The sequence below is a fragment of the Cellulomonas cellasea genome (assembly GCF_030372105.1).
Lineage (GTDB): Bacteria > Actinomycetota > Actinomycetes > Actinomycetales > Cellulomonadaceae > Cellulomonas_A > Cellulomonas_A cellasea_A.
The window spans coordinates 190,769-214,904 of the sequence record NZ_JAUDBQ010000005.1 but is presented as its reverse complement, the minus strand read 5'-3'; the positions used below and the strand labels follow the sequence as shown (position 1 = coordinate 214,904).

The 24,136-nt window shown below is 71.7% G+C and carries 23 protein-coding genes; 12 read left to right on the top strand and 11 right to left on the bottom strand.

Annotation, left to right across the window (positions count from 1 at the left end; genetic code table 11):
* Positions 1-126: 126 nt before the first annotated feature.
* From QUV83_RS07150 to QUV83_RS07140, 3 genes are all read right to left on the bottom strand, one after another.
* Positions 127-1,149 carry a DUF4432 family protein gene (locus QUV83_RS07150; RefSeq protein ID WP_289563499.1) on the bottom strand — a complete coding sequence of 341 codons (1,023 nt, stop codon included), beginning with the start codon at positions 1,147-1,149 and terminating at the stop codon, positions 127-129.
* Positions 1,149-1,598, bottom strand: coding sequence for an ABC transporter permease (locus QUV83_RS07145; RefSeq protein WP_289563498.1), 450 nt, complete (start codon positions 1,596-1,598; stop codon positions 1,149-1,151). The genes QUV83_RS07150 and QUV83_RS07145 overlap by 1 nt, the downstream gene beginning before the upstream one ends.
* Positions 1,599-1,800: 202 nt before the next feature.
* Entirely contained in the window at positions 1,801-2,841 is a 1,041-nt protein-coding gene (locus QUV83_RS07140) for a LacI family DNA-binding transcriptional regulator (protein WP_289563497.1), read from the bottom strand.
* A 308-nt stretch (positions 2,842-3,149) separates the two neighbouring features.
* Here QUV83_RS07140 and QUV83_RS07135 point away from each other — a divergent pair, with 308 nt between their 5' ends.
* Positions 3,150-3,458, top strand: coding sequence for an ArsR/SmtB family transcription factor (locus tag QUV83_RS07135; protein ID WP_289563496.1), 309 nt, complete (start codon positions 3,150-3,152; stop codon positions 3,456-3,458).
* The gene (locus QUV83_RS07130; protein ID WP_289563495.1) at positions 3,455-3,913 is read left to right on the top strand and encodes an SRPBCC family protein; all 459 of its coding nucleotides are present in this window, start codon (positions 3,455-3,457) and stop codon (positions 3,911-3,913) included. Before QUV83_RS07135 ends, QUV83_RS07130 begins: the two co-directional genes overlap by 4 nt.
* A gap of 30 nt (positions 3,914-3,943) precedes the next feature.
* Here QUV83_RS07130 and QUV83_RS07125 read toward each other — a convergent pair whose 3' ends face one another.
* Positions 3,944-4,672 (bottom strand): DUF4389 domain-containing protein, encoded by a 729-nt coding sequence (locus QUV83_RS07125; protein WP_354003929.1) that lies wholly within the window; start codon positions 4,670-4,672, stop codon positions 3,944-3,946.
* A 138-nt stretch (positions 4,673-4,810) separates the two neighbouring features.
* Between QUV83_RS07125 and QUV83_RS07120 the strand changes: the two genes are divergently transcribed.
* The 3 genes from QUV83_RS07120 (at position 4,811) to QUV83_RS07110 (ending at position 9,515) form a co-directional block, all read left to right on the top strand.
* Entirely contained in the window at positions 4,811-5,455 is a 645-nt protein-coding gene (locus QUV83_RS07120; protein WP_289563494.1) for a TetR/AcrR family transcriptional regulator, read from the top strand.
* Between the two features lie 36 nt (positions 5,456-5,491).
* On the top strand, positions 5,492-8,068 hold the full coding sequence (locus QUV83_RS07115) for an MMPL family transporter (RefSeq protein WP_289563493.1): 2,577 nt from the start codon (positions 5,492-5,494) through the stop codon (positions 8,066-8,068).
* A 76-nt stretch (positions 8,069-8,144) separates the two neighbouring features.
* Positions 8,145-9,515: an MFS transporter gene (locus QUV83_RS07110; protein WP_289563492.1), complete on the top strand. Its 1,371-nt coding sequence runs from the start codon at positions 8,145-8,147 to the stop codon at positions 9,513-9,515.
* Positions 9,516-9,526: 11 nt separating this feature from the next.
* Here QUV83_RS07110 and QUV83_RS07105 read toward each other — a convergent pair whose 3' ends face one another.
* Complete coding sequence (locus tag QUV83_RS07105) at positions 9,527-10,981, bottom strand: glycosyltransferase family 2 protein (protein WP_289563491.1); 1,455 nt, start codon at positions 10,979-10,981, stop codon at positions 9,527-9,529.
* A gap of 165 nt (positions 10,982-11,146) precedes the next feature.
* Positions 11,147-13,114, bottom strand: coding sequence for a glycoside hydrolase family 11 protein (locus tag QUV83_RS07100; protein ID WP_289563490.1), 1,968 nt, complete (start codon positions 13,112-13,114; stop codon positions 11,147-11,149).
* Between the two features lie 428 nt (positions 13,115-13,542).
* Here QUV83_RS07100 and QUV83_RS07095 point away from each other — a divergent pair, with 428 nt between their 5' ends.
* Together QUV83_RS07095 and QUV83_RS07090 are read left to right on the top strand one after the other, a co-directional pair.
* Positions 13,543-15,036 carry an FAD-dependent monooxygenase gene (locus tag QUV83_RS07095; protein ID WP_289563489.1) on the top strand — a complete coding sequence of 498 codons (1,494 nt, stop codon included), beginning with the start codon at positions 13,543-13,545 and terminating at the stop codon, positions 15,034-15,036.
* Positions 15,037-15,079: 43 nt separating this feature from the next.
* Complete coding sequence (locus QUV83_RS07090) at positions 15,080-15,985, top strand: ketopantoate reductase family protein (RefSeq protein WP_289563488.1); 906 nt, start codon at positions 15,080-15,082, stop codon at positions 15,983-15,985.
* Between the two features lie 50 nt (positions 15,986-16,035).
* Here QUV83_RS07090 and QUV83_RS07085 read toward each other — a convergent pair whose 3' ends face one another.
* A complete protein-coding gene (locus QUV83_RS07085) occupies positions 16,036-16,554 on the bottom strand; it encodes a hypothetical protein (protein WP_289563487.1) in 519 nt (172 codons plus the stop codon).
* Between the two features lie 5 nt (positions 16,555-16,559).
* The gene (locus tag QUV83_RS07080) at positions 16,560-17,498 is read right to left on the bottom strand and encodes a serine hydrolase domain-containing protein (protein ID WP_289563486.1); all 939 of its coding nucleotides are present in this window, start codon (positions 17,496-17,498) and stop codon (positions 16,560-16,562) included.
* Between the two features lie 153 nt (positions 17,499-17,651).
* Here QUV83_RS07080 and QUV83_RS07075 point away from each other — a divergent pair, with 153 nt between their 5' ends.
* Positions 17,652-18,050 (top strand): VOC family protein, encoded by a 399-nt coding sequence (locus QUV83_RS07075; protein WP_289563485.1) that lies wholly within the window; start codon positions 17,652-17,654, stop codon positions 18,048-18,050.
* A gap of 126 nt (positions 18,051-18,176) precedes the next feature.
* Positions 18,177-19,814, top strand: a complete 1,638-nt coding sequence (locus QUV83_RS07070) for a glycosyl hydrolase family 18 protein (RefSeq protein WP_289563484.1) — start codon at positions 18,177-18,179, stop codon at positions 19,812-19,814.
* Between the two features lie 115 nt (positions 19,815-19,929).
* Here the strand turns inward: QUV83_RS07070 and QUV83_RS07065 are convergent, their stop codons facing one another.
* Together QUV83_RS07065 and QUV83_RS07060 are read right to left on the bottom strand one after the other, a co-directional pair.
* Positions 19,930-20,916, bottom strand: coding sequence for an aldo/keto reductase (locus tag QUV83_RS07065; protein WP_289563483.1), 987 nt, complete (start codon positions 20,914-20,916; stop codon positions 19,930-19,932).
* A gap of 2 nt (positions 20,917-20,918) precedes the next feature.
* Positions 20,919-21,341, bottom strand: a complete 423-nt coding sequence (locus QUV83_RS07060; protein ID WP_289563482.1) for a (R)-mandelonitrile lyase — start codon at positions 21,339-21,341, stop codon at positions 20,919-20,921.
* A 354-nt stretch (positions 21,342-21,695) separates the two neighbouring features.
* On the opposite strand from QUV83_RS07060, the gene QUV83_RS07055 reads away from it, so the two are divergent.
* The 3 genes from QUV83_RS07055 to QUV83_RS07045 all read left to right on the top strand — a co-directional run bounded on the left by QUV83_RS07055 (position 21,696) and on the right by QUV83_RS07045 (position 23,479).
* Positions 21,696-22,376, top strand: a complete 681-nt coding sequence (locus tag QUV83_RS07055) for a hypothetical protein (RefSeq protein ID WP_289563481.1) — start codon at positions 21,696-21,698, stop codon at positions 22,374-22,376.
* 267 nt (positions 22,377-22,643) lie between these two features.
* Complete coding sequence (locus tag QUV83_RS07050; RefSeq protein ID WP_289563480.1) at positions 22,644-22,949, top strand: DUF2249 domain-containing protein; 306 nt, start codon at positions 22,644-22,646, stop codon at positions 22,947-22,949.
* A gap of 32 nt (positions 22,950-22,981) precedes the next feature.
* Positions 22,982-23,479 (top strand): DUF3995 domain-containing protein, encoded by a 498-nt coding sequence (locus tag QUV83_RS07045; protein WP_289563479.1) that lies wholly within the window; start codon positions 22,982-22,984, stop codon positions 23,477-23,479.
* A gap of 52 nt (positions 23,480-23,531) precedes the next feature.
* Here the strand turns inward: QUV83_RS07045 and QUV83_RS07040 are convergent, their stop codons facing one another.
* Positions 23,532-24,020: a nitroreductase family deazaflavin-dependent oxidoreductase gene (locus QUV83_RS07040; RefSeq protein WP_289563478.1), complete on the bottom strand. Its 489-nt coding sequence runs from the start codon at positions 24,018-24,020 to the stop codon at positions 23,532-23,534.
* Between the last annotated feature and the right edge of the window lie 116 nt (positions 24,021-24,136).

The following is a 24,136-nucleotide window of genomic DNA, read 5'->3' as shown; positions in this document are numbered from 1 at the left end:
CTAAGCCTACGCTCCTTTTTTTTTTTTTACAAGCGGAAGACGGCATACGATGGAGCGTAGCGTCCCGTGGCCTGGGGGTTGTGTATAGGAGACGGGGGCGGGGCGGTGAGGGCGGGGCGGGCGGCGTCAGCGGCCGGCGCGCACCACTGTCGTGTAGCGGCGGGACTCCCCCGGCGCCAGCCAGATGACCTCGCCGTCCCGTTCGGCCTGCTCGCGGCCGCCGTCACGGGAGGTCGAGGGCTCGACACCCAGGACGTTCACCCCCGGCTTCGCGTCGCGCCACAGCACCAGCAGCGGCCACCCGTCGACGGCCTGCTCGATCTGCGCCCAGGCCCCGTCGGTGGCCATCACCATGACGGTGGCCGTCGGGCCCGGCTCGGGGGCGCAGTACAGGACGACCTCGGGCGTGGAGCCGTCCTCGCCCAGGTCCAGCGTCCACGGCAGCGTGCGCGGCTCCTCGCCGGGGCGGTCGCGCTCGGCGAGCGGCTCGGCCGTCGCCGCCACGACGGTGCCCGGGCCCACCAGCGGGTACCCGAGGTTGAGGTGGTGCCGGAACATGTGCCCGGCGGGGGCGAAGCCGTCGTTGGTGACGACGTCCTCGACGCGCAGCTCGGGGCGGGTCGTGCTGGCGACGATGCGCCGCCGCAGCCGCAGCGTGGGCGAGCCCAACGCGGTCTCGACCACGTCGCCCGTGACCTCGACGGCCAGGCCGTCGTCGCCGTCCTCGACCAGGCCCCAGCGGACGTTCTCGGCGGGGACGTGCCCCACCCGCCCGTGCAGGCCGTGGTGAGTGCCGTCCACGGTGGACGGCGCCCCGGTCGCGCTGAGCCCGCAGGTGGTGAGCAGTCCGCCGCCGAAGGTCCGGGTCCAGCCCGCGCCCTCGGGCTCGTAGCGCGAGGACTCCACAGGGCCCCGTGCCGAGCGCCACGCGAGCGGCAGGCCCGGCGCGTCGGCCCAGCCGATGTCCAGCGCGCGGTCGAGCAGCACCTCGAAGGAGATCCCCTGGGGGTTGCGCACCACGAGGACCGGGGCCCCCCGGCCAGCTCCCTCGTCGCGGACCATGCGGTCCACCGAGACGAGCTGGTCGGGGGCGCCCACGAGCCGGCGGACAGCGTCGCCGACCGGGGCGGAGTCCGCTCCGAAACCCATCAGCCGGCCCCACGCACCTCGGCGGCCGAGGACCGCCGGGCTCCGACGGCGATAGCCGCGATGAGCACCGCGCCGGTGAGGACGTACTGCCAGTACGACGCCACGCCGAGCAGGTTGAGCGCGTTGGCGAGCACCGCGAACAGCACCGAGCCGACGACGGTGCCGAACATCGTGCCCCGCCCGCCGCGCAGCGCCGTGCCGCCCACGACGACCGCCGCGATGACGTTCATCTCGAAGCCGGTGGCCATGTTGCCCTCGGCGGAGGAGAGCCGCCCGGCCATGAACACCCCGGCCAGCGCGAAGCACACGCCCGCCACGATGAACACGATCACCTTGGAGCGGTTGACCGGCATCCCCGCGAGGACCGCCGCCCGCTCATTCGAGCCGAAGGCCCGCACGGTGCGGCCGAAGTCGTCGTACTCGCGACGGGTCACGTGGTCCCGGGTCACAGAATCCTCCGTTGGATCGTGCGGGTGCCTCGGCGAGTGACGCCATCGGCACGGTGGAGCGGCCCGGCGTGTGTCGATTGAACCGGTTCACGCTGAACCGGTTCAAGACTCGCTCGCGTCCCGTCGGAAGTCAAATGAGCCAGGTCACAGTTCGGTGACGACTCTGCGAGAGGCGTCGCGAGAACGGGTCAGGCGGGAGGAATCACCCCGGGGCCGGTCCGCTGGAGCCCCGGACGACGAGCCTCGGCTCGAACCGGACGTGCTCACCGGGCGCGCGCTGGTCGGCGCGCAGCAGCAGCCCCGCCGCCGCCACGCCCATGTCGAAGGCCGGCTGCCGCACGGTGGTCAGCGGCGGGTTCAGGGCCGGCGCGAAGTCGGCGTCGTCGTACCCCACGAGCGTCACGTCCTCGGGCGTGCGCAGCCCGCGCTCCTGCATCGCCAGCAGGGCGCCGAGCGCGAGCATGTCGTTCACGCACATGACGGCGGTGACACTGCGATCGTCCAGCAGCGGGGCGACCGCCGCGGCGCCCTCCGCGACGGTGAGGTCGTCCACGACCACGTCCACCAGCACGACCTCGGCCTCGAGCCCGCGCTCGGAGATCGCCAACACCGCGCCCTCACGCCGCTCGGCGCACCACGACACCGACGGCGGCCCGTTCACCAGCGCGATGCGCCGATGCCCCAGGTCGACCAGGTGGCCCATCGCCAGCCGGGCGCCCTCGACGTTGTCCAGGCTCACCCACGCGCCGGTGGAGCCGGCGGCCTGCCGCTCGAGCGTCACCACGCCGAACCTGCGGTCCTCGAACGAGGCCCAGTCAGAGGCCCGGTCCACGATGGGGGCGATCACCAGCCCGTCCACGCCCTGGCTCTCCAGCACGCGCAGCACGTGCCGCTGCCGCTCCGGGTCCTGGTGTGTGGAGCCCACCACCATGGTCAACCCCGCCGCGTCGGCCACCGTCTCGACGCCGCGCAGCATCGTCGCCCAGAACGGGTTGCCCACGTCCGGGACCACCAGGCCGATGAGCTCCGACCGGCGGCTGCGGAGCTGTCCGGCCGCGCGCGACGGGACGAATCCAAGGGAGCGCATCGCCGCCTCGACGCGGTCGCGCGTCTCCGGCCCGACCCGCTCGGGGTGGTTCATGACGTTGGAGACCGTGCCGAGCGACACCCCGGCGAGCGCGGCGACGTCCCGCACACCGACCGAGCGCCCGGGGCGTTCCCACGCCCCTGAATCCGCGCCCATCGGCACCCGCGCCCCCGTCCGTCCCGACATCACCGTCGTCGCTGTTCCTGCACTCCGCTGCGCACCTGTGGCAGCGCACCCCGCGAGGGCACGGCTTCGGATACTACCGGCGGATCACCGGCCACCTGGGCCGACGCCTCCGCCCCACGCCTCCGCGCGGCCGGGCACGGCGGCCCCTGCCGCGAGATCACGCGGCAGATCGGCGGGCCGCCACCCCTGGCGCGCGCCACCTCGACGGCGTAGCGTGTAAGCAATGGCTTACATAAGGAGGCGGTGAAGTGCGGGCGGCGGACGATCCACTCAGCCGGGTGTTCAGCGCGCTGGCGGACCCCACCCGCAGAGACATCCTCACGCGACTGGCCGACGGGCCACGCACCGTGGGCGAGCTGGCCGGGCACTACCCGATCAGCCGCCCCGCGGTCTCCCAGCACCTCGCGGTCCTCGAGGCCGCCGGGCTGCTCACCCGCACGGTGGACGCGCAATGGCGGCTGTGCGCCGTCCGCGAGGAAGGGCTCGACGACGCCTCCCAGTGGATCGCACGGCAACGCGCCGACTGGACCGCGCGGTTCGACACCCTCGAGGAGCACCTCCGCTCCCGCAGAAAGGACCAGCGATGATCGACATGGCCAAGGGCTTCACGCTCGTGCGCGACTTCGACGCCACCCCGCAGGACCTGTGGCGCGCCTGGACCGACCCCGACGAGGCCGCCGCGTGGTGGCACCCCAGCGGCGTGCACACCCCACGCGAGACCGTCGCCATCGACGCCCGCGTCGGCGGCCGGTACGCCTACACGATGGTGAACGACGAGACCGGCGAGAAGTACCCGACGGGCGGCGTCTACCGGGAGGTCGTCGAGCCCGAGCGGCTCGTCTTCACCTGGGGCTCCCCCGACGACGACCCGGACGACGCGCCGCTCATCACCGTCACGCTCGAGCCCTCCGGGCCCGGCACCCGCATGACGTTCGACCTGCGCGGGTTCGACGCCGCGCGAGGCGACGGCAACGTCTACGACGGCTGGGACAGCGCGCTCGACGAGCTCGACGCGCACGTCACCGCAGGCGCCGCCCCCTGACGGGCGGCCACCCGTCGAGCCCGGCGCCCGCTAGGCCAGATCAGGCCGGGGCGCCGAGGGCTGGGGCGGGCCCTGGCTGAGGCCGGGGTCCGCCCCGCCCTGGTCGAGGCGGAACGGCGGGTACTCGTCAGTCATCAACGCCGAGTACACCGCGACGCGCTGCACCCAGCGCTGCAGCCCGATGACCAGGTCGAACAGCGAGCGCGGGTAGCGGCCGCTGAACAACAACGCGATGGCCGCGAACAGCACGAGCAGGCTGATCAGCCCGCCGCCCGACTGCCAGGCGCCGCCGCCGTCGTCCCACGAGTTGTCGCCGTCCCACGTGCCGCCCCACGGGGCGCCGGTGAGGATGCCGACGATCAGGAGCTGCGGGAACACCAGCAGCCACCACTTGACCAGCACGAGCCCGCGGGACAGCCGCTCGGGGTAGTCGACGGTGAGCCGGGCCGGGTAGTCGGGCACGTCCTCCAGTGTGAACGGCGGGTACCTGTCGGTGCCGAGCGCCCCGTAGGCGTAGAAGGACACCCGCCACCCCCAGCGCAGCACGCCGACGTTGAAGTCGAAGAGCGGGCGCGGGTACTGGGCCGTGATCAGGATCATCACCCCGGCGATGAACGTCAGGACGAGGAAGACGAGCCACAGCACGAACAGCACGATGACGTGCGGGATGACGAGCAGCCATTTCAGCAGCCACAGCCACCTGTTGAGGCCGGGGTCGATCTGGCCTTCGAGGCGCAGCGGGTAGGTCGGAGCACTCATGTCTCACCTCACGAGGGGTGGGCGGGCAAGGTCCGTCGTCCCACCCTCGCACTGTGAAGGCGTCGGGGCGCTGCGAGGCCGCGCACCCGCCCATTCGCCAGATTGCACTCAGTGCATCGATGCACTTAGTGTCATCCCATGACTGCCGCCCCGATCGACCGCCGAGCGGCGTCGAAGCAGCGGAGCCATCGGGCGATCGTCGACGCCGCGGCCGCCCTGATCCGCGAGACCGGCGGCGCCGGGTTCACCGTCGACGAGCTCGCCGCGCGCGCCGACGTCTCACGACGCACCGTCTTCAACCACTTCGCCTCGGTGGAGGACATCGTCACCGCCGTGTGCGTGGACGTCCTCGGCGCCGTCGTCGACGACCTCGCGGCCGATGCCCCCGACGCCCCGGCCAGCGACGCCTCGTTGCTGGACGAGCTCGCCGAGGCCCTGCGCTCCGCAGACCTCGTCACCCCGCTCTCCTACCTGACGCGTGTCGTCGGGGCCCGCGGCGCGCGCACCTCCCCCGGCCAGGCACTGCTCGTGCTGCGCGCGGCGGCCGACGTGAGCGACCGCCTCGCGGAACGGCTGGCCCGACGCCACCCCGAGATCGACCGCTTCGACGTCGACGTGCTCGTCGCGTCGCTGATGGGCGGCCTGGCCGCGGTCCACCGCCGCTGGGCCGAGCAGACCGGCGCGTCGGACGACGACGCCTCCCGGCTCGTGTGGACCGCCCTCGTGGACCGCATGATCGAGTCCCACCGCGCCGCCGCCTCCCACGGCCCGCACCACCACTGACCCGACCGCCCCCGACCGGCACCTCGAAGGACCCCCATGGCTGAGCTCCTCTACCGCCTCGGCCGTACGGCAGCGCGACGCGCCCGCACGGTCCTCGTCACCTGGCTCGCGGTGCTCGTGGCCGTCGGCGCCGCGTACCTGCTGGGCGCGGGAGCCCTCGCGACGAGCTTCACCATCCCCGGCACCCCCACCGAGGAGGTGACCCAGCGCCTGCAGACGGCCTTCCCCGAGGCGTCGGGCGGCACCGGGAGCGTGGTGTTCAGCACCGCCGACGGATCCGCGTTCACCGCCGAGCAGCAGGCCGCGATCAGCGCCAAGGTCGCCGAGGCCGCTGAGGTCCCCGGCGTGGAGGCCGTGATCGACCCGTTCGCCACCGAGGCGCAGCGGGCCGAGCAGGCGCAGCAGCTCGAGGGCGGCCAGGCCCAGCTCGACGCCGCCCGCACGCAGCTCGAGGACGGGCAGTCCCAGCTCGACGCCGGCCAGGCGCAGCTCACCACAGGCCAAGCCCAACTCGACGCGGGCCAGGCGCAGCTCGACGCGGCGCGCGCTCAGGCCGAGGCCGCGGGCGCGCTGGCCCAGGCCGAGCCGCAGCTCACCGCCCAGCAGGCACAGCTCGACGCGCAGCAGGCGGCGCTCGACGCGCAGCAGTCCGCGCTCGACGCCCAGCAGGCACAGCTCGACGCCGGCCGCGCCGAGCTCGACGCCCAGCAGGCGCTGCTCGAGGACTCGTCGTCCCTGCTCCAGATGGCCTCGGAGATCCGCACCGTCTCCGCGGACGGCAGCGCCGCGATCGCGCCGGTGACGTTCACCGAGCAGCAGATGTCCATCACGCAGGAAACCAAGGACGCCGTCGCCGCCGTCTTCCCCAGCGACGCGGTCCCGGGCGTCGAGACGGACGTGTCCGCGGAGATCGCCGCGGGCGTCCCCGACATCCTCGGCGTCGGGGAGGTCGTCGGCCTGGTCGTCGCCGCACTGGTGCTCGTGGTCATGCTCGGCACGCTCGTGGGCGCCGGGCTGCCGCTGCTCACCGCGCTGGTCGGCGTCGGCATCGGCGTGCTCGCCGCGATGTCCTTCTCCGGCGTCGTCGACATGGTGTCCGTGACGCCCATCCTCGGCGTGATGCTCGGGCTCGCCGTGGGCATCGACTACTCGCTGTTCATCATCAACAGGCACCGGCGCCAGCTCAAGCAGGGCTACGAGGTCGAGGAGTCCATCGCGCTGGCGAACGGCACGTCGGGCAATGCCGTGGTGTTCGCGGGGGCGACGGTGCTGATCGCGCTGCTCGCGCTCAACGTCACGGGCATCCCGTTCCTCGGGCTGATGGGCACCGTCGGCGCCGCGTGCATCCTGGTCGCCGTCCTCGTCGCCGTGACCCTCACCCCGGCGCTGCTGTCGCTGGCGGGCATGCGCATCCTCAGCCGCCGTGAGCGCGCCCGCCTCGGCTCCACGGCCACCGCGGCGGCGCCCGCCCCGCTGGCCGCCCCCGCCAAGCCCATGTCGACACCGGGCGCCGTGATCCGCGCGCTCGCCTGTATTGGCGCGCTCGTGGTGGTGGCCCTGCCTGCGACGTCGCTGCAGCTCAACCTGCCCGACGGCTCCTCCGAGGCGCCAGAGTCCACGCAGTACCAGGCCTACACGACGGTGGCCGAGAAGTTCGGCGCCGGGCAGAACGGCCCGCTGCTGGTGGTCGCGGACCTGCCGGAGGGCGTCACCGAGGGTGAGGCCCTCGCGCTCCAGACGCAGGTCGCCGAGGAGCTCTACGCCCAGGACGGCGTGGTGGCCGTGGCCCCGATCGGCACGTCCGAGGACCTCACGGTGGCGGCCTTCCAGGTCATCCCCGTGGGCGGCCCCACAGCCCTGTCCACCGAGGACCTGGTGCACGACCTGCGCGCGCTGCCGCCGGTGGGCGGCGACATCGAGATCGCCGTCGCGGGCCAGGCCAGCGGCAACATCGACATCTCCGACAAGCTCTCCGCGGCGCTGCCGCTGTACCTGGCCGTCGTGGTGGGCCTGTCGCTGATCATCCTGATCATCGTGTTCCGCTCGATCCTGGTGCCGGTGATCGCGACGTTCGGGTTCATCCTGTCGTTCTTCGCGTCGCTCGGCGGGGTCGTGGCCATCTACCAGTGGGGGTGGCTGGGCTCGGTGTTCGGCGTCGACTCCCCCGGGCCGATCCTGAACTTCCTGCCCACGCTGCTGCTCGGCATCCTGTTCGGGCTCGCGATGGACTACCAGCTCTTCCTCGGCTCCGGCATGCGCGAGGCGTACGCCCACGGGGCGCCGTCGCGCCGCGCCATCGTCGAGGGGGTGCGCGCCGGACGCGCGGTCGTGACCGCTGCGGCCATCATCATGGCGGCGGTGTTCGGCGGGTTCATCTTCTCCCACAGCGCGATGATCAGGCCGATCGGCTTCGCGCTGGCCTTCGGGGTGCTGCTCGACGCGTTCGTCGTGCGGATGCTGCTCGTCCCGGCGCTCATGCACCTGGTGGGCGACAAGGCGTGGTGGCTGCCGGGCTGGCTGCAGCGCATCCTGCCCGACGTCGACGTGGAGGGCGCCTCCCTCGAGCGCCGCCACCCCCACCGCGAGGAGCCGGTGACCGCCCCGACGCCCTGAGCGTTCGCACCAAGGCCACCTGCGGGGCGGCGTGAAATCGCGTGACGCCGCCCCGCGCTGCCCTCAAGATGGACCGGTGAATCCGCCGCGCACCGACGCCGACCTGACGCCGACCGACGGCGAAGGGCTCCCCGGGGCGCCCGACACGACGATCGCCGTGGACGGGGCCGCCCCGGCGCCCGTGCCCGACGAGGCCGAGAAGCCGCAGTGGCGGCGGGACGCCACCCTGTTCTTAGGCGGCCAGACCGTCTCGCTGTTCGGCTCGATGCTCGTGCAGTACGCGATCATGTGGCACCTCACCCTCGAGACGAAGTCCGGTGGCGTGCTCGCCCTGGCCGCGGTGTTCGGCTTCCTGCCGCAGGCGATCGTGTCGGTCTTCGCGGGAGTCTGGGCGGACCGGCTCAACCGCAAGGCGATGATCATCGCGGCGGACGCCTCCATCGCGGCGACCACCCTGGTGCTGGCGCTGCTGATGGTCGGGGGCAGCGACGACCTGTGGCTCATCTACGCGGCGCTGGCCATCCGCTCCGTCGGGGCCGGGGTCCAGATGCCAGCGGTGGCCGCGCTCCTGCCGCAGCTCGTGCCGACGAGCAAGCTCATGCGGGTCAACGGGATCAACGGCTCCATCCAGTCCGCGATGGTGCTGGTCACCCCGGCCGTCGCGGCGGCCGTCTACGCGAGCGCGTCCATCGTCGCGATCTTCTTCATCGACGTGGTGACCGCCGCGATCGGGATCGCGCTGCTGGCCCTGCTGCGCGTCGGCCGGGTGGTGCGCGCCGACCTGGCCGACGGCGAGAAGGCCGGCTACTTCGCGGACCTGGTCGGCGGGCTGCGGTACGTGCACCGCCACGGGTTCGTCCGCTGGCTGCTGGGCCTGTTCGCGGTCGTGTTCGTCCTCGTCGTCGCGCCGTCCAACCTGACCCCGCTCATGGTGGTCCGCACCTTCGGCGACGAGGTGTGGAAGCTCACCGTCACCGAGCTCTCGTTCTCCATCGGGATGACGCTCGGCGGCGTGCTGCTGGCGACGTGGGGCGGCCTGAAGAACCGCATGACGATGATCGTGGGGACCACCCTCGTCTTCGGCGCCCTGTCCATCGGCATGGGCTTCTCCACGAACATGTGGGTCTTCTTCGCGTTCATGTTCGGCTTCGGCCTCGCGGTGCCGTTCTTCTCCACCACCTCCATGACCCTCCTGCAGGAGACGGTCGAGCCGGAGCGCCAGGGCCGGGTCTTCGGGATCATGGGCATCGTCATGGCACTCGCGATGCCGTTCGGCATGGCGGTGCTGGGGCCGCTCGCCGACCGGTTCAGCGTCGAGTCGCTGCTGATCGCCACCGGCGCGGTGATCCTCGTGGTCGTGGTGCTCGCGATGCTGGCTCCGTCGGGCCGCCAGGCCGCGCAGGCCGTGCGCGACCACGAGGAGTCAAGCAGCAGCACTGCAGTCTGACGGCCCACCGCTCACTTCCAGCGGCGCCTGGCGCCGAACAGGTGCTGGGCGTAGCCGGCGAGCGACGCCCAGGAGCACAGCGCCTGGTACAGCAGCAGGAACGCTAGGTAGCCGCCGCGGTTGCGGCGCACCCGCAGGTTGAGCGGCCCGAACACGTTCCGCGACTGGTAGCGGCGCAGGCTGCCGTACACCAGCACGGTGAGCGGCAGCACCACCAGCGTCCAGGCCGACACCACCCACGGGTAGCCGAGCAGGAACAGCACGATGCCCGGCATCCAGATCAGCGCGTACCCGATGTCCAGCCCGGGGATCAGTAGGTCGATGCCCGCCACGAACCGGGTCATCGGCCGCCGCTGGCGCCACGGCGGCACCGCCGCGAGCCCCTCGAACATCCCGCGCGCCCACCGGGCCCGTTGCCGCATGAAGTGCCGCACCTTCGTCGGCACATCGGTGAACGCGACGGCCGTCGGCTCGAAGAAGACCCGCTGGCCATGCTCCATGAGCCGCCAGGTGACCACGATGTCCTCGCCGATCGCGTCCGGCCAGCCGCCGATGCGGCGCAGGTCCGCCGTGAGGTAGATGGAGAACGCGCCCTGCGCGACGAGCGTCGCCTGGTACAGCCCCTGCATGCGCTTCACCGCGGCGATGCCCAGGTAGTAGTCCCACTCCTGCATCCGCGCCAGCAGGTTCTCCCGGGAGTTGCGGACCAGCACCGCGCCCGCCACCGCGACGGTGTCGTCGGGCGCCGACTCCAGCCGGGACACGAGCCGGCGCAGCGACTCGACGTGCAGCAGCGTGTCCGCGTCCACCGTCACCACGTACTCGGTGGCGACCGTCTCCAACGCGGTGTTGAGGGCGTTCGCCTTGCCGGGGCGCTCCTCGCGCACCACCGACAGGCTCACCCCCAGCTCGTCGGCGGTGCGGCGGGCCGCCTCGGCGGTGCCGTCTGTGGAGCCGTTGTCCGCCAGGATCACGTGCACGGGACCCGCGTAGTCGGTGCGGTGCACAGCGGCGATCGTCGGCCCGATGCCCTGCTCCTCGTTCCGCGCGGCGATGATCACGGTGAGCGGCGTGGTGGGCTCCGCGACCCGCAGCGGCGGCTGGCGGTCCATCGCGAGGGAGAACGCCATGAACGCCACGACGGCGCCCGGCAAGTACGCGACAAGGCAGACGACGACCCAGGCGAGCAGCACCCCCACCACGTCGGTCAGCTCGTTGATCCAGGCCTGGGAGATCCACACCGACAGGCCCACCCACAGCACGGTCCCGAGCACCGCGAGCAGGAACTTGGTGGCGACCGGGACATAGAGGCGCCGCCCGGCGGGAGTGGCCGGCGCGGCGGGGTCGGTGAGGTCGTCGAGCTCGAACAGCTGCGACAGGGAGTTCGGGGGGACGCCCGAGGACGGCTCGTGCCGGCCCTCGGTGGAGTGGCGGCGGGCTCCCGCCGGAGCAGAGGGATCGATCAACCCAGACACGTCTGCCTGTTCGGCCGCGCGCGCCTGGTTTCGATGGGACCCGAAGGTGAAAACGGGTCCGGCCTGCGGATTCACCCGCGCTCTCTGGCGGATGCGCCGCTCAGGGCGGGCTGCCGGTCAGTGTCGGCAGCCCGCCCTGAGCAGATGGGGCAGGTGCTAGCCGGAGCAGGTGGCGCCCGGCGTGGAGCTGTTCCCGTTCTTCATGACTGTCACACCGAACGAGTTGCCATTGCCGTTGGGCGTCACGGTCCGGGTGGAGCCGCTGCCGGAGACGTTGGCGTTCCAGCTGCTCTGGATGCCCTGGCTGCCGTTGAGCGCCAGGTTGACGGTCCAGGCCGAGCTCCCGCTCACCGAGTACGTGACGTTGAACCGGTCGGACCACTCGTCGCCGCGGGTCGCGGTGACGGTGCACGAGCCGGTGCTGCCACCGCCACCCGTGCCGCCGCCCGTGCTCGTGCCCGGGGCGACCGCTCGCCCGGTGTCAGTCGAGATGATGCCCGGGCACAGGTTGCGCGACTTGAGGTCCTGCAGGATGTTCGGCAGGGCCGCGATGGTGTTGGCCGGCCAGTCGTGCATGAGGATGATCTGGCCGTTGGTCAGCCGCTGGGCGGCCTGGCGGATCTGGTCGGCGCTGACGTTGTCGTAGTCCTTCGAGTCGACGTCCCAGATGATCTCCCGCAGGCCCAGCGAGGACTCGACCTGCTTGAGCGTCGCGTTGGTCTCGCCGTACGGCGGCCGGAACAGCTTGGGCGTGACGCCCGAGGTCTGCTGGATCGCCGTCTGCGTCCGCGAGAGCTGCGACTGGATCTCGCTGCTGCTCAAGTTGATCAGGTGCGGGTGGTCCCAGCTGTGGTTGCCGATCTGCAGCCCGGCGTCCGCGTACGCCCGCATGAGCGAGGCGTTGTTCTGGGCGTTCTGGCCCGTCGGGAAGACCGTCGCCGTGGCGCCGTTCTGCTTGAGGGTGTTGATGAGCTGGCTCGACGTGCCCGAGGTGGGCCCGTCATCGAAGGTCAGCCCGACGTACCCGGCCGAGCAGCTGCCCGTCCATCCGCCGGTGCTGGGGGTGGTGGGCGTCGTGGTCGGCTGCGTCGTCGGCGTCGGCGTGCTGCCGCCCCCGCCCGAGCAGGTGGCGGACGGCGTGGTGCTGTTGCCGTTCTTCATGACCGTCACACCGAAGGTGTTGCCGTTGCCGTTGGGCGTCACGGTCCGGGTGGAGCCGCTGCCGGAGACGTTGGCGTTCCAGCTGTTCTGGATGCTCTGGCTGCCGTTGAGGCCCAGGTTGACGGTCCAGCTGCTGCTGCCGCTGACCGCGTAGGACACGTTGAACCGGTCGGACCACTCGTCGCCGCGCGTGGCGGTGACGGTGCAGCCGCTGCTGCCCCCGCCGCCGCTCGTCGGGGTGGGCGTCGGGTTGCCGCCGCCGCCTGAGCCCTCGCTCACGGTGATGTTGGAGTTGCCGCTGCTCTGGTACCCCTCGGTGGCCATGATCATGTAGTTGTGGGTGCCGAGGTTCATGCCCTTGCTGGCCCACGCGTCGAAGTGGTTGCCGGTGGTGATGGCGCCGCCGGTGCGCTTCGCCTGCCGCACGCTCCAGAACTGCTTGAACGTCGCGGTGCCCTCGATCGAGGGCTGGTTGGTGCGGGTGGTCTCGTAGATGTCGTAGGTGCCGCCGTCACTGGTGACGGTGCCCTTGAAGGTGCCCGTGGGCCGGTAGGTGCCCCAGTTGTCGACGATGTAGTACTCGACGAGCGGGTTGGTGCTCCACCCGTAGAGGGTCAGGTACGCATTGCCGGACGGGTTGAACGAGCCGGAGTAGTTGACCGTCTTGCGGCCGCCGGTGCTCCAGCCCTTGCCCGCGACGAAGTTGCCGGTGTTGCTCCATTGCGTGCTGTAGTTGCCGCCCGCGCCCAGGTCCATGGAGACGGTTCCTGGGGCGTCGGTCCAGAACGAGTAGAAGTAGCCGCCGTTGTTGCCGGTCTCGTTCGAGCTGACGGCGGCGGCGGGTCCAGCAGCAGCCACCAGGCCGCCAGCCACCATGGCAGCGGCGGCGCTGACACTCAGCAGCGCTCGTGCCAGCCGGCGATGCCTGGGCATCGCTCGGTCGAGGACTAGTCGGTCGGACATGGTGCACCCCTTTGTGCGATCGGTTTGCGAATCGGATCTGCGAATCGGTGTCGAAACTTGCGACTGCCATCAGGCCGGTTTGGCTCGATGGGTGGGCCCGGCGCCACCGGCCACCCATCGAGGGGCGTCGCCGCGCGGAGCCGTGCCGCCCACTTTGCTGTGCCCAGCACAGCCCGGCAAGGCGTTTGAAACGCACCTTTCGGGTGGCGAAACGTTTAAGTTGGCAATCTGCGACCGGCAGCGGCGGGGGATGCGCTATTGCCCTCGCCGCCGGATAAGCAGGCCGATACTTTCGAGTCAAAGATCGATGCGTTTCGACCCACAGGGCCATCGGCGCCGACACCGCCTACGCTGCCGAACACCGCGCCCCTCGCGCCCCGGCCTCACACCGCCCATCAGCAGCGGCCGCGATCTCAGGAGGCATGCGCATGCCAGAGACGACCGGGGCAGCAACCCGGACCTCCGACCACGACGTCGTGATCGCCGGCGCCGGCCCCACCGGGCTGATGCTGGCGGGCGAGCTCGCGCTGGCGGGCATCGACGCCACCCTCGTCGAACGACGCGCCAGCCAGGTCGTGGACGGCTCGCGGGCCGGCGGCCTGCACTCCCGCACCATCGAAGTGCTGGACCAGCGCGGCATCGCCGACCGATTCCTCGCGGCGGGGCAGACGATGCAGATCCAGGGCTTCGCCGGCATCCCGCTGGACCTCAGCGACTTCCCCACCCGCCACAACTACGGGCTGGCGCTCTGGCAGGGCCACATCGAGCGCCTGCTCGCCGAGTGGGTGGGCGAGCTGGGCGTGCCGATCCTCCGGGAGCGCGAGGTGACGGGCCACACGCAGGACGACGCCGGGGTCGACGTGCGCCTGTCCGACGGCAGCATCCTGCGGGCGCCCTACCTCGTCGGCTGCGACGGTGGGCGCAGCGTCGTCCGCAAAGCCGCCGGCATCGACTTCCCCGGCTGGGACGCCACAACCTCCTGGCTCATCGCCGAGGTCGAGATGGACCAGGAGCCCGAGATCGGCATGCGGCGCGAGGGCGGGGGCATCGGACCCGTCAACCGGGACACCGGCGGCGGGCCATACCGGGTGGTCCTCAAGGAGCCGCTCGTCGACCAGCCGGGCGAGCCCACGCTGCGGCACGTCCGCGACGCGCTGGCCGCCGCCTACGGAACCGACTACGGCGCGCACAGCCCGAACTGGATCTCCCGCTTCACCGACGCGACGCGACAGGCCGCCGCCTACCGGGCGGGGCGGGTGCTGCTCGCCGGGGACGCCGCCCACGTGCACCCGCCGCAGGGCGGCCAAGGGCTCAACACGGGCGTGCAGGACGCCGTGAACCTCGGCTGGAAGCTCGCCCAGGTGATCCGCGGGACGTCGCCCACGAGCCTGCTGGACACCTACCACGCCGAACGCCACCCCGTCGGCGCCCAGGTGCTGCGGAACACGATGGCGCAGGTCGCGCTCAGCACCCCCGACGATCGCCACGACGCCCTCCGCGAGACGCTCGCGAGCCTGCTGGCGATGGACGAGCCGCGCCGCCGCACCGTCGCGGAGCTCTCCGGGCTCGGCATCCACTACGACCTCGGCGAGGGCCACCCGCTGATCGGGCGCCGCATGCCCGACCTCGACCTCGGCGGCGCCGACGGCCCCACCCGCGTCTACGCCCTGCTGCACAACGCCCGGCCCCTGCTCCTCAACTTCGGCGAGCCCGGCGGCCTCGAGATCTCCCCCTGGCCGGATCGGGTCCGATGGGTCGACGCCACACACGACGGCGAATGGGAGCTGCCGGTCATCGGCCAGGTCCCCGCGCCGATGGCCGTGCTCATCCGGCCCGACGGGCACGTCGCCTGGGCCGGCGACCTCGCCGACCCCGAGCTGCCCCACGCACTGGGCGCCTGGTTCGGAACAGCCGCCCTGTGACGGCGCTGCCGCGGCGGCTCGGGGGAACGGCGAGGATGGGCTGATGGTGGACATGCAGCCGACAACGCCGCGCAAGACCGTCGCGATCCTCGGGCCAGGGGGCGTGGGCGGGCTCGTCGGCGCGCTGGCGGCCCGGGCCGGGCACCGCGTGGTGTTCCTCGCCGGACCGCCCACAGTCGAGGCGCTCCGCGCCGACGGGGTGAGCGTCACCAGCACGCTGTTCGGAGACTTCACCGTGCCCGTCGAGGCGGACACCGTGCTCCGCGACCCGGTGGACCTGTGCGTCGTCGCCGTCAAGCACACGGCGCTCCCCGCCGCCCTCGACCGCGTGCCCGCCAGTCTGGTGTCCGACGGGCTCGTGCTCCCGCTGCTCAACGGCGTCGAGCACGTCGACACCCTGCGGCAGGTGTTCGACCCCGCGTCGGTCGCCGCAGGGGTCATCCGGGTCGAGTCCACTCGGACGGCGCCCGGGCGCATCGTGCACGGCAGCCCGTTCGCCCAGGTCGACCTCGCCAGCCGCACGGCCCCGCCGGCCCGGGTCGACTCGGCGGCGGAGATCCTGCGCGGGGCCGGCCTCACCACACGGACCCGTGACGACGAGCAGGCGATGCTCTGGGACAAGCTGACGGTCCTCGCGCCGTTCGCGCTGCTCACCACCCGGCACCGGGCGCCCATCGGCGAGGTGCGGACCGCCCACCGTGACGAGCTCGTCGAGCTCGTCACCGAGGTGGCCACGGTGGGACGCGCGAGCGGCGGCACCGTCACCATCGAGGCCGCCCTGTCGTTCTCCGAGGGGTTCCCACCCGGCGCCCGGTCCTCCATGCAACGCGACGCCGAGGCCGGGCGGCCGATCGAGCTGGACGCGATCGGCGGCGCCGTGCTGCGCGCGGCGCGGTCGCACGGCATTCCCGCGCCAACCACCGCCCGCTTGGTGGCGCAGCTCGCCTGAGCCCGCCCTGCACCCCGTGACGGCGAGGGGTCAAGCGCACACGGGAGGGATCAGGACGGCACGGTCCTGTGCCTGCGCACCACGCCGACGACGACGCCGCCCAGGCCTGCCCCGGCCAACACGCCCGTGGCCACACGCAGCCACTCGGAACCGTCGCGCTGGACCATCACCGTGACCTCGGCGTCGCCATCCTCCGTGCGGACGACGACATCCGCCTCGAGCCCAGGGCGCTCGAGCAGGGTCAACGTCCTCGCGGCAGCCGGCTGGTGTCGCACCACGGTCCACCCGGCTGCCCGCGCGATCTCCTCGACGGCGATCTCATCCCACCTCACGTCGGGGTCGGTCGCGACGACCCCGCCGATGTCCTCCCAGCCCAGCAGCAGATTGCCGCGCTGCAGGCCCTCGCCCTGGACGGCGAAGCCGCCCGGCACCAGATCGTGCGCTGCCGCGACGAGGTCGCCCCCACTCGGACGCAGCAGCAGCCAGCCCACGACGAGGCCGACCAGCGCGCCGACTGCTCCGCCGACCACCAGCAGCCGTGTAGCGAGGGCGACGCGGGGTGCAGTCACGGGCCTCATGGCGCAGCTCTCGCGCCTGCTGGCGCCTGGCGGGAGATCAGATTGCTGAGCGCTCTCTCGGCGCGCCTGGCCCCATGGCCGGGGAGGCCCCCGACCGCGTGCGCGACCCCCACGGATCCGAGCTCAGTGTTGACGACGAGCAAACTGCCGGACCGCGACAGCGCGCCTTGGTGCGCGGCCAGCGCCCCTGCCTGCGTCCATGCGTGCGGTCCGGCGCCCGGCGCCAACGGGCTGGAGGCCTCCAGTGCTGCGCTGAGCACCGCGAGCATGGACGGGACGGTCGAGCACAGCCCGCCGGCTGCCGCGAACGGGCCCGTCGAGACGTCCCAGTCCGCGACTGGGCGCTCGCGCAGGTCGCGCGAGGCGAGGGCGACGGCGCCCGCACCTGGGGATGCCTCGGCGCGTGGGGAGTCCGGCGGGGCGACAGTCATGACCTCTTCACGCATTCCGAGTGGCGCTATCAGGCGCTCGCGCACCAGGTCGATCCAGCCCTGGCGCTGACTGACCTCCAACGCGCGGCCCAGCAGCGCATAGCCCGTGTTCGAGTACGCCTCGACGCCTGGGCTCACGGCGGTTGCCAGGGCCTCCAGGTCAGGCAGGACGCGTTCGTCGAACCGCTCGGTGGTCCATTCCCGGTACGGGTCGGGCAGCGTCGCACGCTGTTCGGGCAAGGTGCGGGCGAGCCCGCCACGGTGCTCCACCAGTGCGGCGATGGTGAGGTGCTCGGGCCCGGGGACCCCGAGCAGGGTGGGGACGTGAGAGTCCCAAGCGAGCTCGCCCGCGGCCACCAGGGCTCTGGCGAGGCCTGCGGTGAACACCTTGGCGCCAGAAGCCCAGCACACGACCGCCGTAGGCGAGTGCCAGCGCCCGTACGACGCGTCTTGCGCGCCGCCTGGCATGTGGATGGCGGCCGCGGTGCTCGCTCGCAGCGTCATGTCGCTCCTGTCGTTGCGCGAGCCATGGCTGCGCACGGGTCTGAGGTGGCCAGCAGCATCGCATCATCGCGGCGACCCGCGGCGACTGACCGGACCGGGACATCCACCGGTCGAACGACGCACGAGCGGGCGTTGCCCCCGCACGATGGGGCCATGACGACGCCGGGCACGCTGCATCACGTCGAGGTGTGGGTTGCCGACCTCGCCGAAGCGCAGAGATCGCTCGGCTGGCTCCTGAGCGCACTCGGATACCAACCGCGGGACACGTGGCCGCAAGGATCGAGTTGGGTCCACGGCGCCTCGTACATCGTCATCGAATCCGGCCCAGACGTTCGCGGCGAGCACCACGACCGTCGGCGTCCTGGTGTGAACCACCTGGCCTTCCACGCCGGAAGCGAGAGCGACGTCGATGGCCTGACACAGGAGTCCCGGCGTCACGGCTGGTCACTGCTGTTCGCCGACCGTCACCCGCATGCAGGGGGCCCACACCACTACGCCGCCTACCTCGAGAATCGCGACGGATTCGAGGTGGAGCTCGTCGCGTCAGCGTGATTCCTGAACGTTTCGAGTTCGCCGACAGGCCGTTGACCACGTTCTGTGACTTTTGTTAGTGTCGCTTATGAACCATTCGTACACCTTCCTTACATATTCGTCCGACGATGGACAGGGGATCGCGCAATGGCTTTCATCCGACACAGCCGCATACCGACGGGACGACGACGTCCCGTCCTGATCACCACAGCGCTGGCCGCGGTGGCCGCACTGCTCGCCACACTGGCCGTGGCCCAGCCCGCGTTCGCGGCAGGCACGATCAGCGCCACCTTCACCTCCGCCGGCGACTGGGGCACCGGCCACCAGGTCAACGTCAAGGTCACCAACTCCGGAACCACGCCCGTGAACGGGTGGACCCTCGAGTTCGACCTCCCCGCCGGGAACGCCCTCAGCAGCTCGTGGGACGCCGACGTCACCCGGGCCGGCAACCACTACACGGCGAAGAACAAGGGCTGGTCCGCCACGCTGGCGCCCGGGGCCTCGTTCACCTGGGGCTACGTGGCCACCGGGCCGTTCGCGTCGCCGACCGCGTGCAGCATCAACGGCGTGGCCTGTACCGGTGGCACACCCACCACCTCGCCCACACCGACACCGACGACCACGCCCACCCCGACGCCGACGCCGACGCCCACCACCACGCCGCAGCCGGGTGGCAAGAAGCTCGTCGGCTACTTCACCGAGTGGGGCGTGTACGGCCGCAACTACCACGCGAAGAACGTCGCGACGAGCGGGTCGGCATCGAAGCTGACCCACATCCTCTACGCGTTCGGCAACACCACCGGCGGCAAGTGCTCGATCGGCGACTCCTACGCGGCCTACGACAAGGCGTACACCGCGGCTGACTCCGTCGACGGCGTCGCCGACACGTGGGACCAGCCGCTGCGCGGCAACTTCAACCAGCTCAAGAAGCTCAAGGCGATGAACCCGGGCCTCAAGGTCATCTGGTCGTTCGGCGGCTGGACCTGGTCGTCCGGCTTCACGCAGGCCGCGGCCAACCCGACGGCGTTCGCCGAGTCCTGCCACCAGCTGCTCAACGACCCGCGGTGGGCCGGGCTGTTCGACGGCATCGACATCGACTGGGAGTACCCGAACGCGTGCGGCCTGACATGCGACTCGAGCGGTCCCGCGGCGTTCAACAACGTCATCACCGCGCTGCGCAACAAGTTCGGCGCCAGCACGCTGATCACCGCGGCCATCACCGCGGACGGCAGCAGCGGCGGCAAGATCGACGCCGCCGACTACGCCGGTGGAGCGCTGAAGCTCGACTGGATCATGCCGATGTCCTACGACTACTTCGGGGCGTTCAACCCGACAGGCCCGACGGCGCCGCACTCGCCGCTCACGTCCTACGCGGGCATCCCGCAGGCGGGCTTCAACACCGAGGCGGCGGTGGACAAGCTCATCGGCAAGGGCATCCCGGCCAACAAGATCCTGCTGGGCGTCGGCTTCTACGGCCGCGGCTGGACCGGGGTCACGCAGACGGCGCCAGGCGGCTCGGCGACGGGCGCCGCGCCAGGCGCCTACGAGGCCGGCATCGAGGACTACAAGGTGCTGAAGACGAAGTGCCCGGCGACGGGCACAGTCGGCGGCACCGCGTACGCCAAGTGCGGCTCCGAGTGGTGGGGCTACGACACCCCCAGCACGCTCGCGGGGAAGACGTCCTGGGCCAAGGGCAAGGGGCTCGGCGGAGCCTTCTTCTGGGAGTTGTCCGGTGACACCGCGAACGGCGAGCTGATCAGCGCGCTGTCCAACGGGTTGAAGTAGGCCCAGTAGACCCCCGAAGCCCGGGCGCCGGCCCTTCTCCCCCGGCGTCCGGGCTTCGGGCGTGCGCGACGGACCACCGGCCGTCAGCCGCCCACCGCGAGGCGCCGGGTGAGGGTCAGCGGTTGACGTAGCCCATGTGGGTCGCGTCGTAGCGGTCGCCGTGGACGCCCTCGCGTTGGGTGAGGGTGTCGAGGTCCGCACGCTCGTCGGCGGAGAGGCCGACCGTGGTGGCTCCGGCGTTCTCCTGGATGCGGGAGCTGCGCCGGGTGCCGGGGATGGGCACGATCCACGGGTGCTGGGCGAGCAGCCAGGCCAGTGCGACCTGGCCGGGGGTGACTCCCTTCGCCTCGGCGAGTGCCTTGACGTGCTCGACGAGGGCCTGGTTCGCGCTCAGATTCTCCGGGGTGAACCGAGGGATCCGGTTGCGGATGTCGCCCTCGGTGAACGGCGTGGAGGTGTCGACGGCGCCGGTCAGGAATCCCTTGCCGAGCGGGCTGAACGGGACCAGGCCGATGCCGAGCTCGGCGAGGGTCGGCAGGACCTCCGGCTCGGGGTCCCGCGTCCACAGGGAGTACTCGCTCTGCAGCGCGGTCACCGGGTAGACCGCGTGCGCGGCGCGGATGGTCTGCGCGGAGGCCTCGGACAGTCCGAAATGGCGGACCTTGCCCGCGGCGACGAGCTCGCCCACAGCGCCTGCGACGTCCTCGATGGGCACCTCAGGGTCGACCCGGTGCTGGTAGAACAGGTCGATCACATCGGTGCGGAGCCGCTGGAGCGACGCGTCGGCGACACGGCGGATCTGCTCGGGCCTGCTGTCCAGGCCGACACTCTTCCCGTCACGGATGTCCCAGCCGAACTTCGTGGCGATCGTGACCTGGTCGCGGATGGGCTCAAGCGCCTCGCCGACGAGCTCCTCGTTGACGTAGGGGCCGTAGACCTCGGCGGTGTCGTAGAAGGTGACGCCGTAGTCGACGGCGGAGCGCAGCACGGCGATCATCTCGTCGCGGTCGCCCGGGTTGGGGCCGTAGCTCTGGGACATGCCCATCGCGCCCAGCCCGATGGCCGAGACCTCCAGCCCTTGTCCGAGAGTTCTGGTGTGCATGCTCAGGCCCCCGTCGCCGTGTGATGTGCGCGGAGGTAGTCGTCATCCGTGACGTGCTCCGCCCACGTCGTCGTGGTGGCCGGGTCGTCACCGTTCTCGAGCATCGCGAGGTGCTCCATGAAGGCATCCGGCACGGCGCCGTGCCAGTGCTCCTCATCCGGGGGGCAGTACACCGTCTCACCGGGGTGCACCTCGACGGCCACCTCGCCGCGGGACTGCACGAGCGCGATACCGGAGACCACGTGCAGCGTCTGCCCGCGGGCGTGGGAGTGCCATGCGGTGCGCGCGCCCGGGGCGAACCGCACCAGCGCGACCGTCATGCGCTGGTCGCCCTCCTGCGGCGACGCGATCGGGTCCAGCCAGACGTCGCCGGTGAACAGCTCGGGCGGGTTCTTCGTGGTCGCGGATCTCGACAGCTTCCTCATGGTTCCCTCTTCACGTCGCGCGCCTCCTGACGGTTGTCCATGCGATCGACGCTACGCCGGGCCTCCCGGCCGTGGGATGCCCTGACAGGACACCCCTCCGTCGGATGCACGGTCATCCGATCGTGGAGGCTCCAGGGGAACACGCGATGACCTGACCTGGACGTCGGGCGCGGTGTGGTCGGCAGCTGACGCGGCCAGCGGGCCCTAGAGTGCTGCCCGCAGGGCCCAGCCCGCGCCAATGAGCAAGGTGCCACGGCGCTCGTGTCGTCAGGGCCGCTGCGCCTTGCAGGTGGGATCTGGGGCAGGTGAGACCCGGACGGTGACACCACCGTCGCGACGAGAGAGGGCCCGCTGGTGAGCCTCAGAGAACGCTTGCGCATCATCGTGGCGATGTGGATCTTCGTCGGCCTGATCGGCGGGCCGTTCACGTTGCTCGTGGCAGTGGCCGCCTTCACGGCGTTCGGCCCTTTCGCCCCCCACAGCACCGTCTCCGTCCGCGCACAGTTCGCACCGGGTGAGGAGGTCAAGGTCCGCGGCAAGGACGCCGTCGACCTCCGCACGGGAGACTTCATGATCCTGGCCCTCCCCGCGACCGTGGACCCGTCCGCTGTGACGTGCGAGTGGAAGAGCCGGGTGTACAGCACCGGAGAGCAGGAGTCGGGGACCGTCGAGCCCGTTGCCGTCGAAGGTGTGGAGCCCGTGGTCACCGACACCCGCAGCGGCGTCGAGTACCGCCCGGCCGTGACCACCGCTGGGGGCTCGGGCTGGATGGGCATCGACTACGTGACGTGCCGTGGGGACGGCGTGGAGACGTTCGCCGTCACCGAGGACAAGGGCATGTCCTCGACGGCCCGGACGTCGGCGGGGGTCGTGTCAGTGGTGTTCGGGATCCTCATCACCGGCATGGGGTTCGGCGCCCTGAAGCTCACCCAGTACTGGCGTCGCCAGCCCGCCATGCCGGCGCCGTACCTGTACGGCCACCCCGGACCGTTCGCGCACGGCCCGGGCCCGTACCCTCACGACCGCCAGCGCTGACTCACATTCGTCGGCGCCGCCTTACCGCCGACAGGGCATCCGCGCACGTGGCGGACCTCAACATGGGCCAGGGACTCTGGTCCCGGCCTTTTCCACGGCAAGTCTGCGTTTAATGACGACGAAGGACACGCGGGCCTTGAGTCCGCGGCATCCGACCGGGAGCAGGTGAGGCGTGACGACCGACAACTACCGCTCTGTCGGGGCCGGCGCCGCCGGCGCCCCGGCCCCTGAGCGCGCCACTCGGCGCGCGACCATCGAAGGAGAGCCATGAGCCAGCCCGTCGAGATCCTGCCCACCGCCCCCGAGCCTGCCGGGCACTCCTGCGGTTGCGGAGGTCACGACGACGCTGACCCCGTGCTCGACGTGCGCACGATCCCGCACGCGATCCGCCATGCCACCGTCTTCGGCGCATTCGACGCGATCGCTCCCGGCGCGTCGCTCGTGATCGTCGCTCCGCACGCCCCGCTGCCACTGCTCGCGCAGCTCGCCGAGCGCGCGCCCGTGGACGTCGAGTACCTCGTCGAGGGCCCCGACGCCTGGCACGTGCGGATCACGCGCCGCGCCGAGGCCTGAGCCCGAGCGGGCGGCGGGGGCAGAGGAGCCCTATGACCACAGGACGCGCTTCTGCCGCGAACTCAGCGGTCCTCGTCGCCTGCGCGGCTGGCCTCATCCATGCGGCGTTCAGCCTGTACTGGGCACTCGGGGGGCGTTGGCTGCTCCCCACTGTTGGCGAATGGGCAGTGAGGGCCGTCGACCGCTCGCCCGTCCAGGCGGGCCTGCTGTTGGGCGCCATCGCTGCCGTCAAAGCACTGGCCGCGCTGATCCCCGTCGGCGTCGCGAGGGGCCGCCTGCCCTGGACCCGGTTCTGGCGGGCGGCCTGCTGGGTCGGAGGAGCGTTCCTCGTGCTCTACGGCGCCGTCAACGTCGCAGTGAGCAGCGCCGTCCTCCTCGGCGTCGTGACGCCGGCCGGCGGGTACGACACCGAGGCGATGGTCGGTCACGCGCTGCTGTGGGATCCGCTCTTCGTGATCTGGGGAGCCGCGCTGATCCTGTGGCTGCGACTCTCCTCGGGCCCAGCAGAGGGCCGTCGTCGGGCGGGGTGAAGGGCTTCTGGCGCCCCGGGCACGCTCGCCGCGTGCCCGGTCATGCCACCGCTCACTCCAGGCGTGGCTCGAGCACGACGAGGACTGTCTCGGTGCGGCGGTGCGCCACGTACGCGTCGAACTTCGGATCGAACCGCAGCCATGTGCGCCACAGCCGGTCCCGCTCGTCACCGCGCGCGGCGCGGGCCCGCACCGCCCGCGGCCCTTCCGGCAAGTCGACGGTCGTCTCGGGGTTGGCCTGGAGGTTGAGCCACCACGCCGGGTGCCCCTCGCCCCAACCGTTCATCGCGACCGTCACGACGTCGGGGCCCTCCTGCGCGTAGCCGACGATGACGTCGTGCGGACGGCCGGTGCGGCGGCCCACGGTGTGCAGCACCATCGTCCCGTAGCGGTCGTCCCGGGGCGGCCACAGCCCCCACCTGCCGCGGGACACCCGCAGGATTGCCCGGTGGACCACCCAGGCGGTGCGGATGAACCACCGCGGCGGCAGCCACGGACGACGGTCCTGCGGTGAGGTGTGTGCGGTCCCGCTGTCGCCCATGACGCGCCCCCGTCCGGCTCGCGCCACCGCTGGCGCCCTTCGCACCGTACCGAGTGACGAACCGGACATCCAGGCCTCGCTGTCGTCAAGCGGATCAGGCGTGCCGATGATCGTCA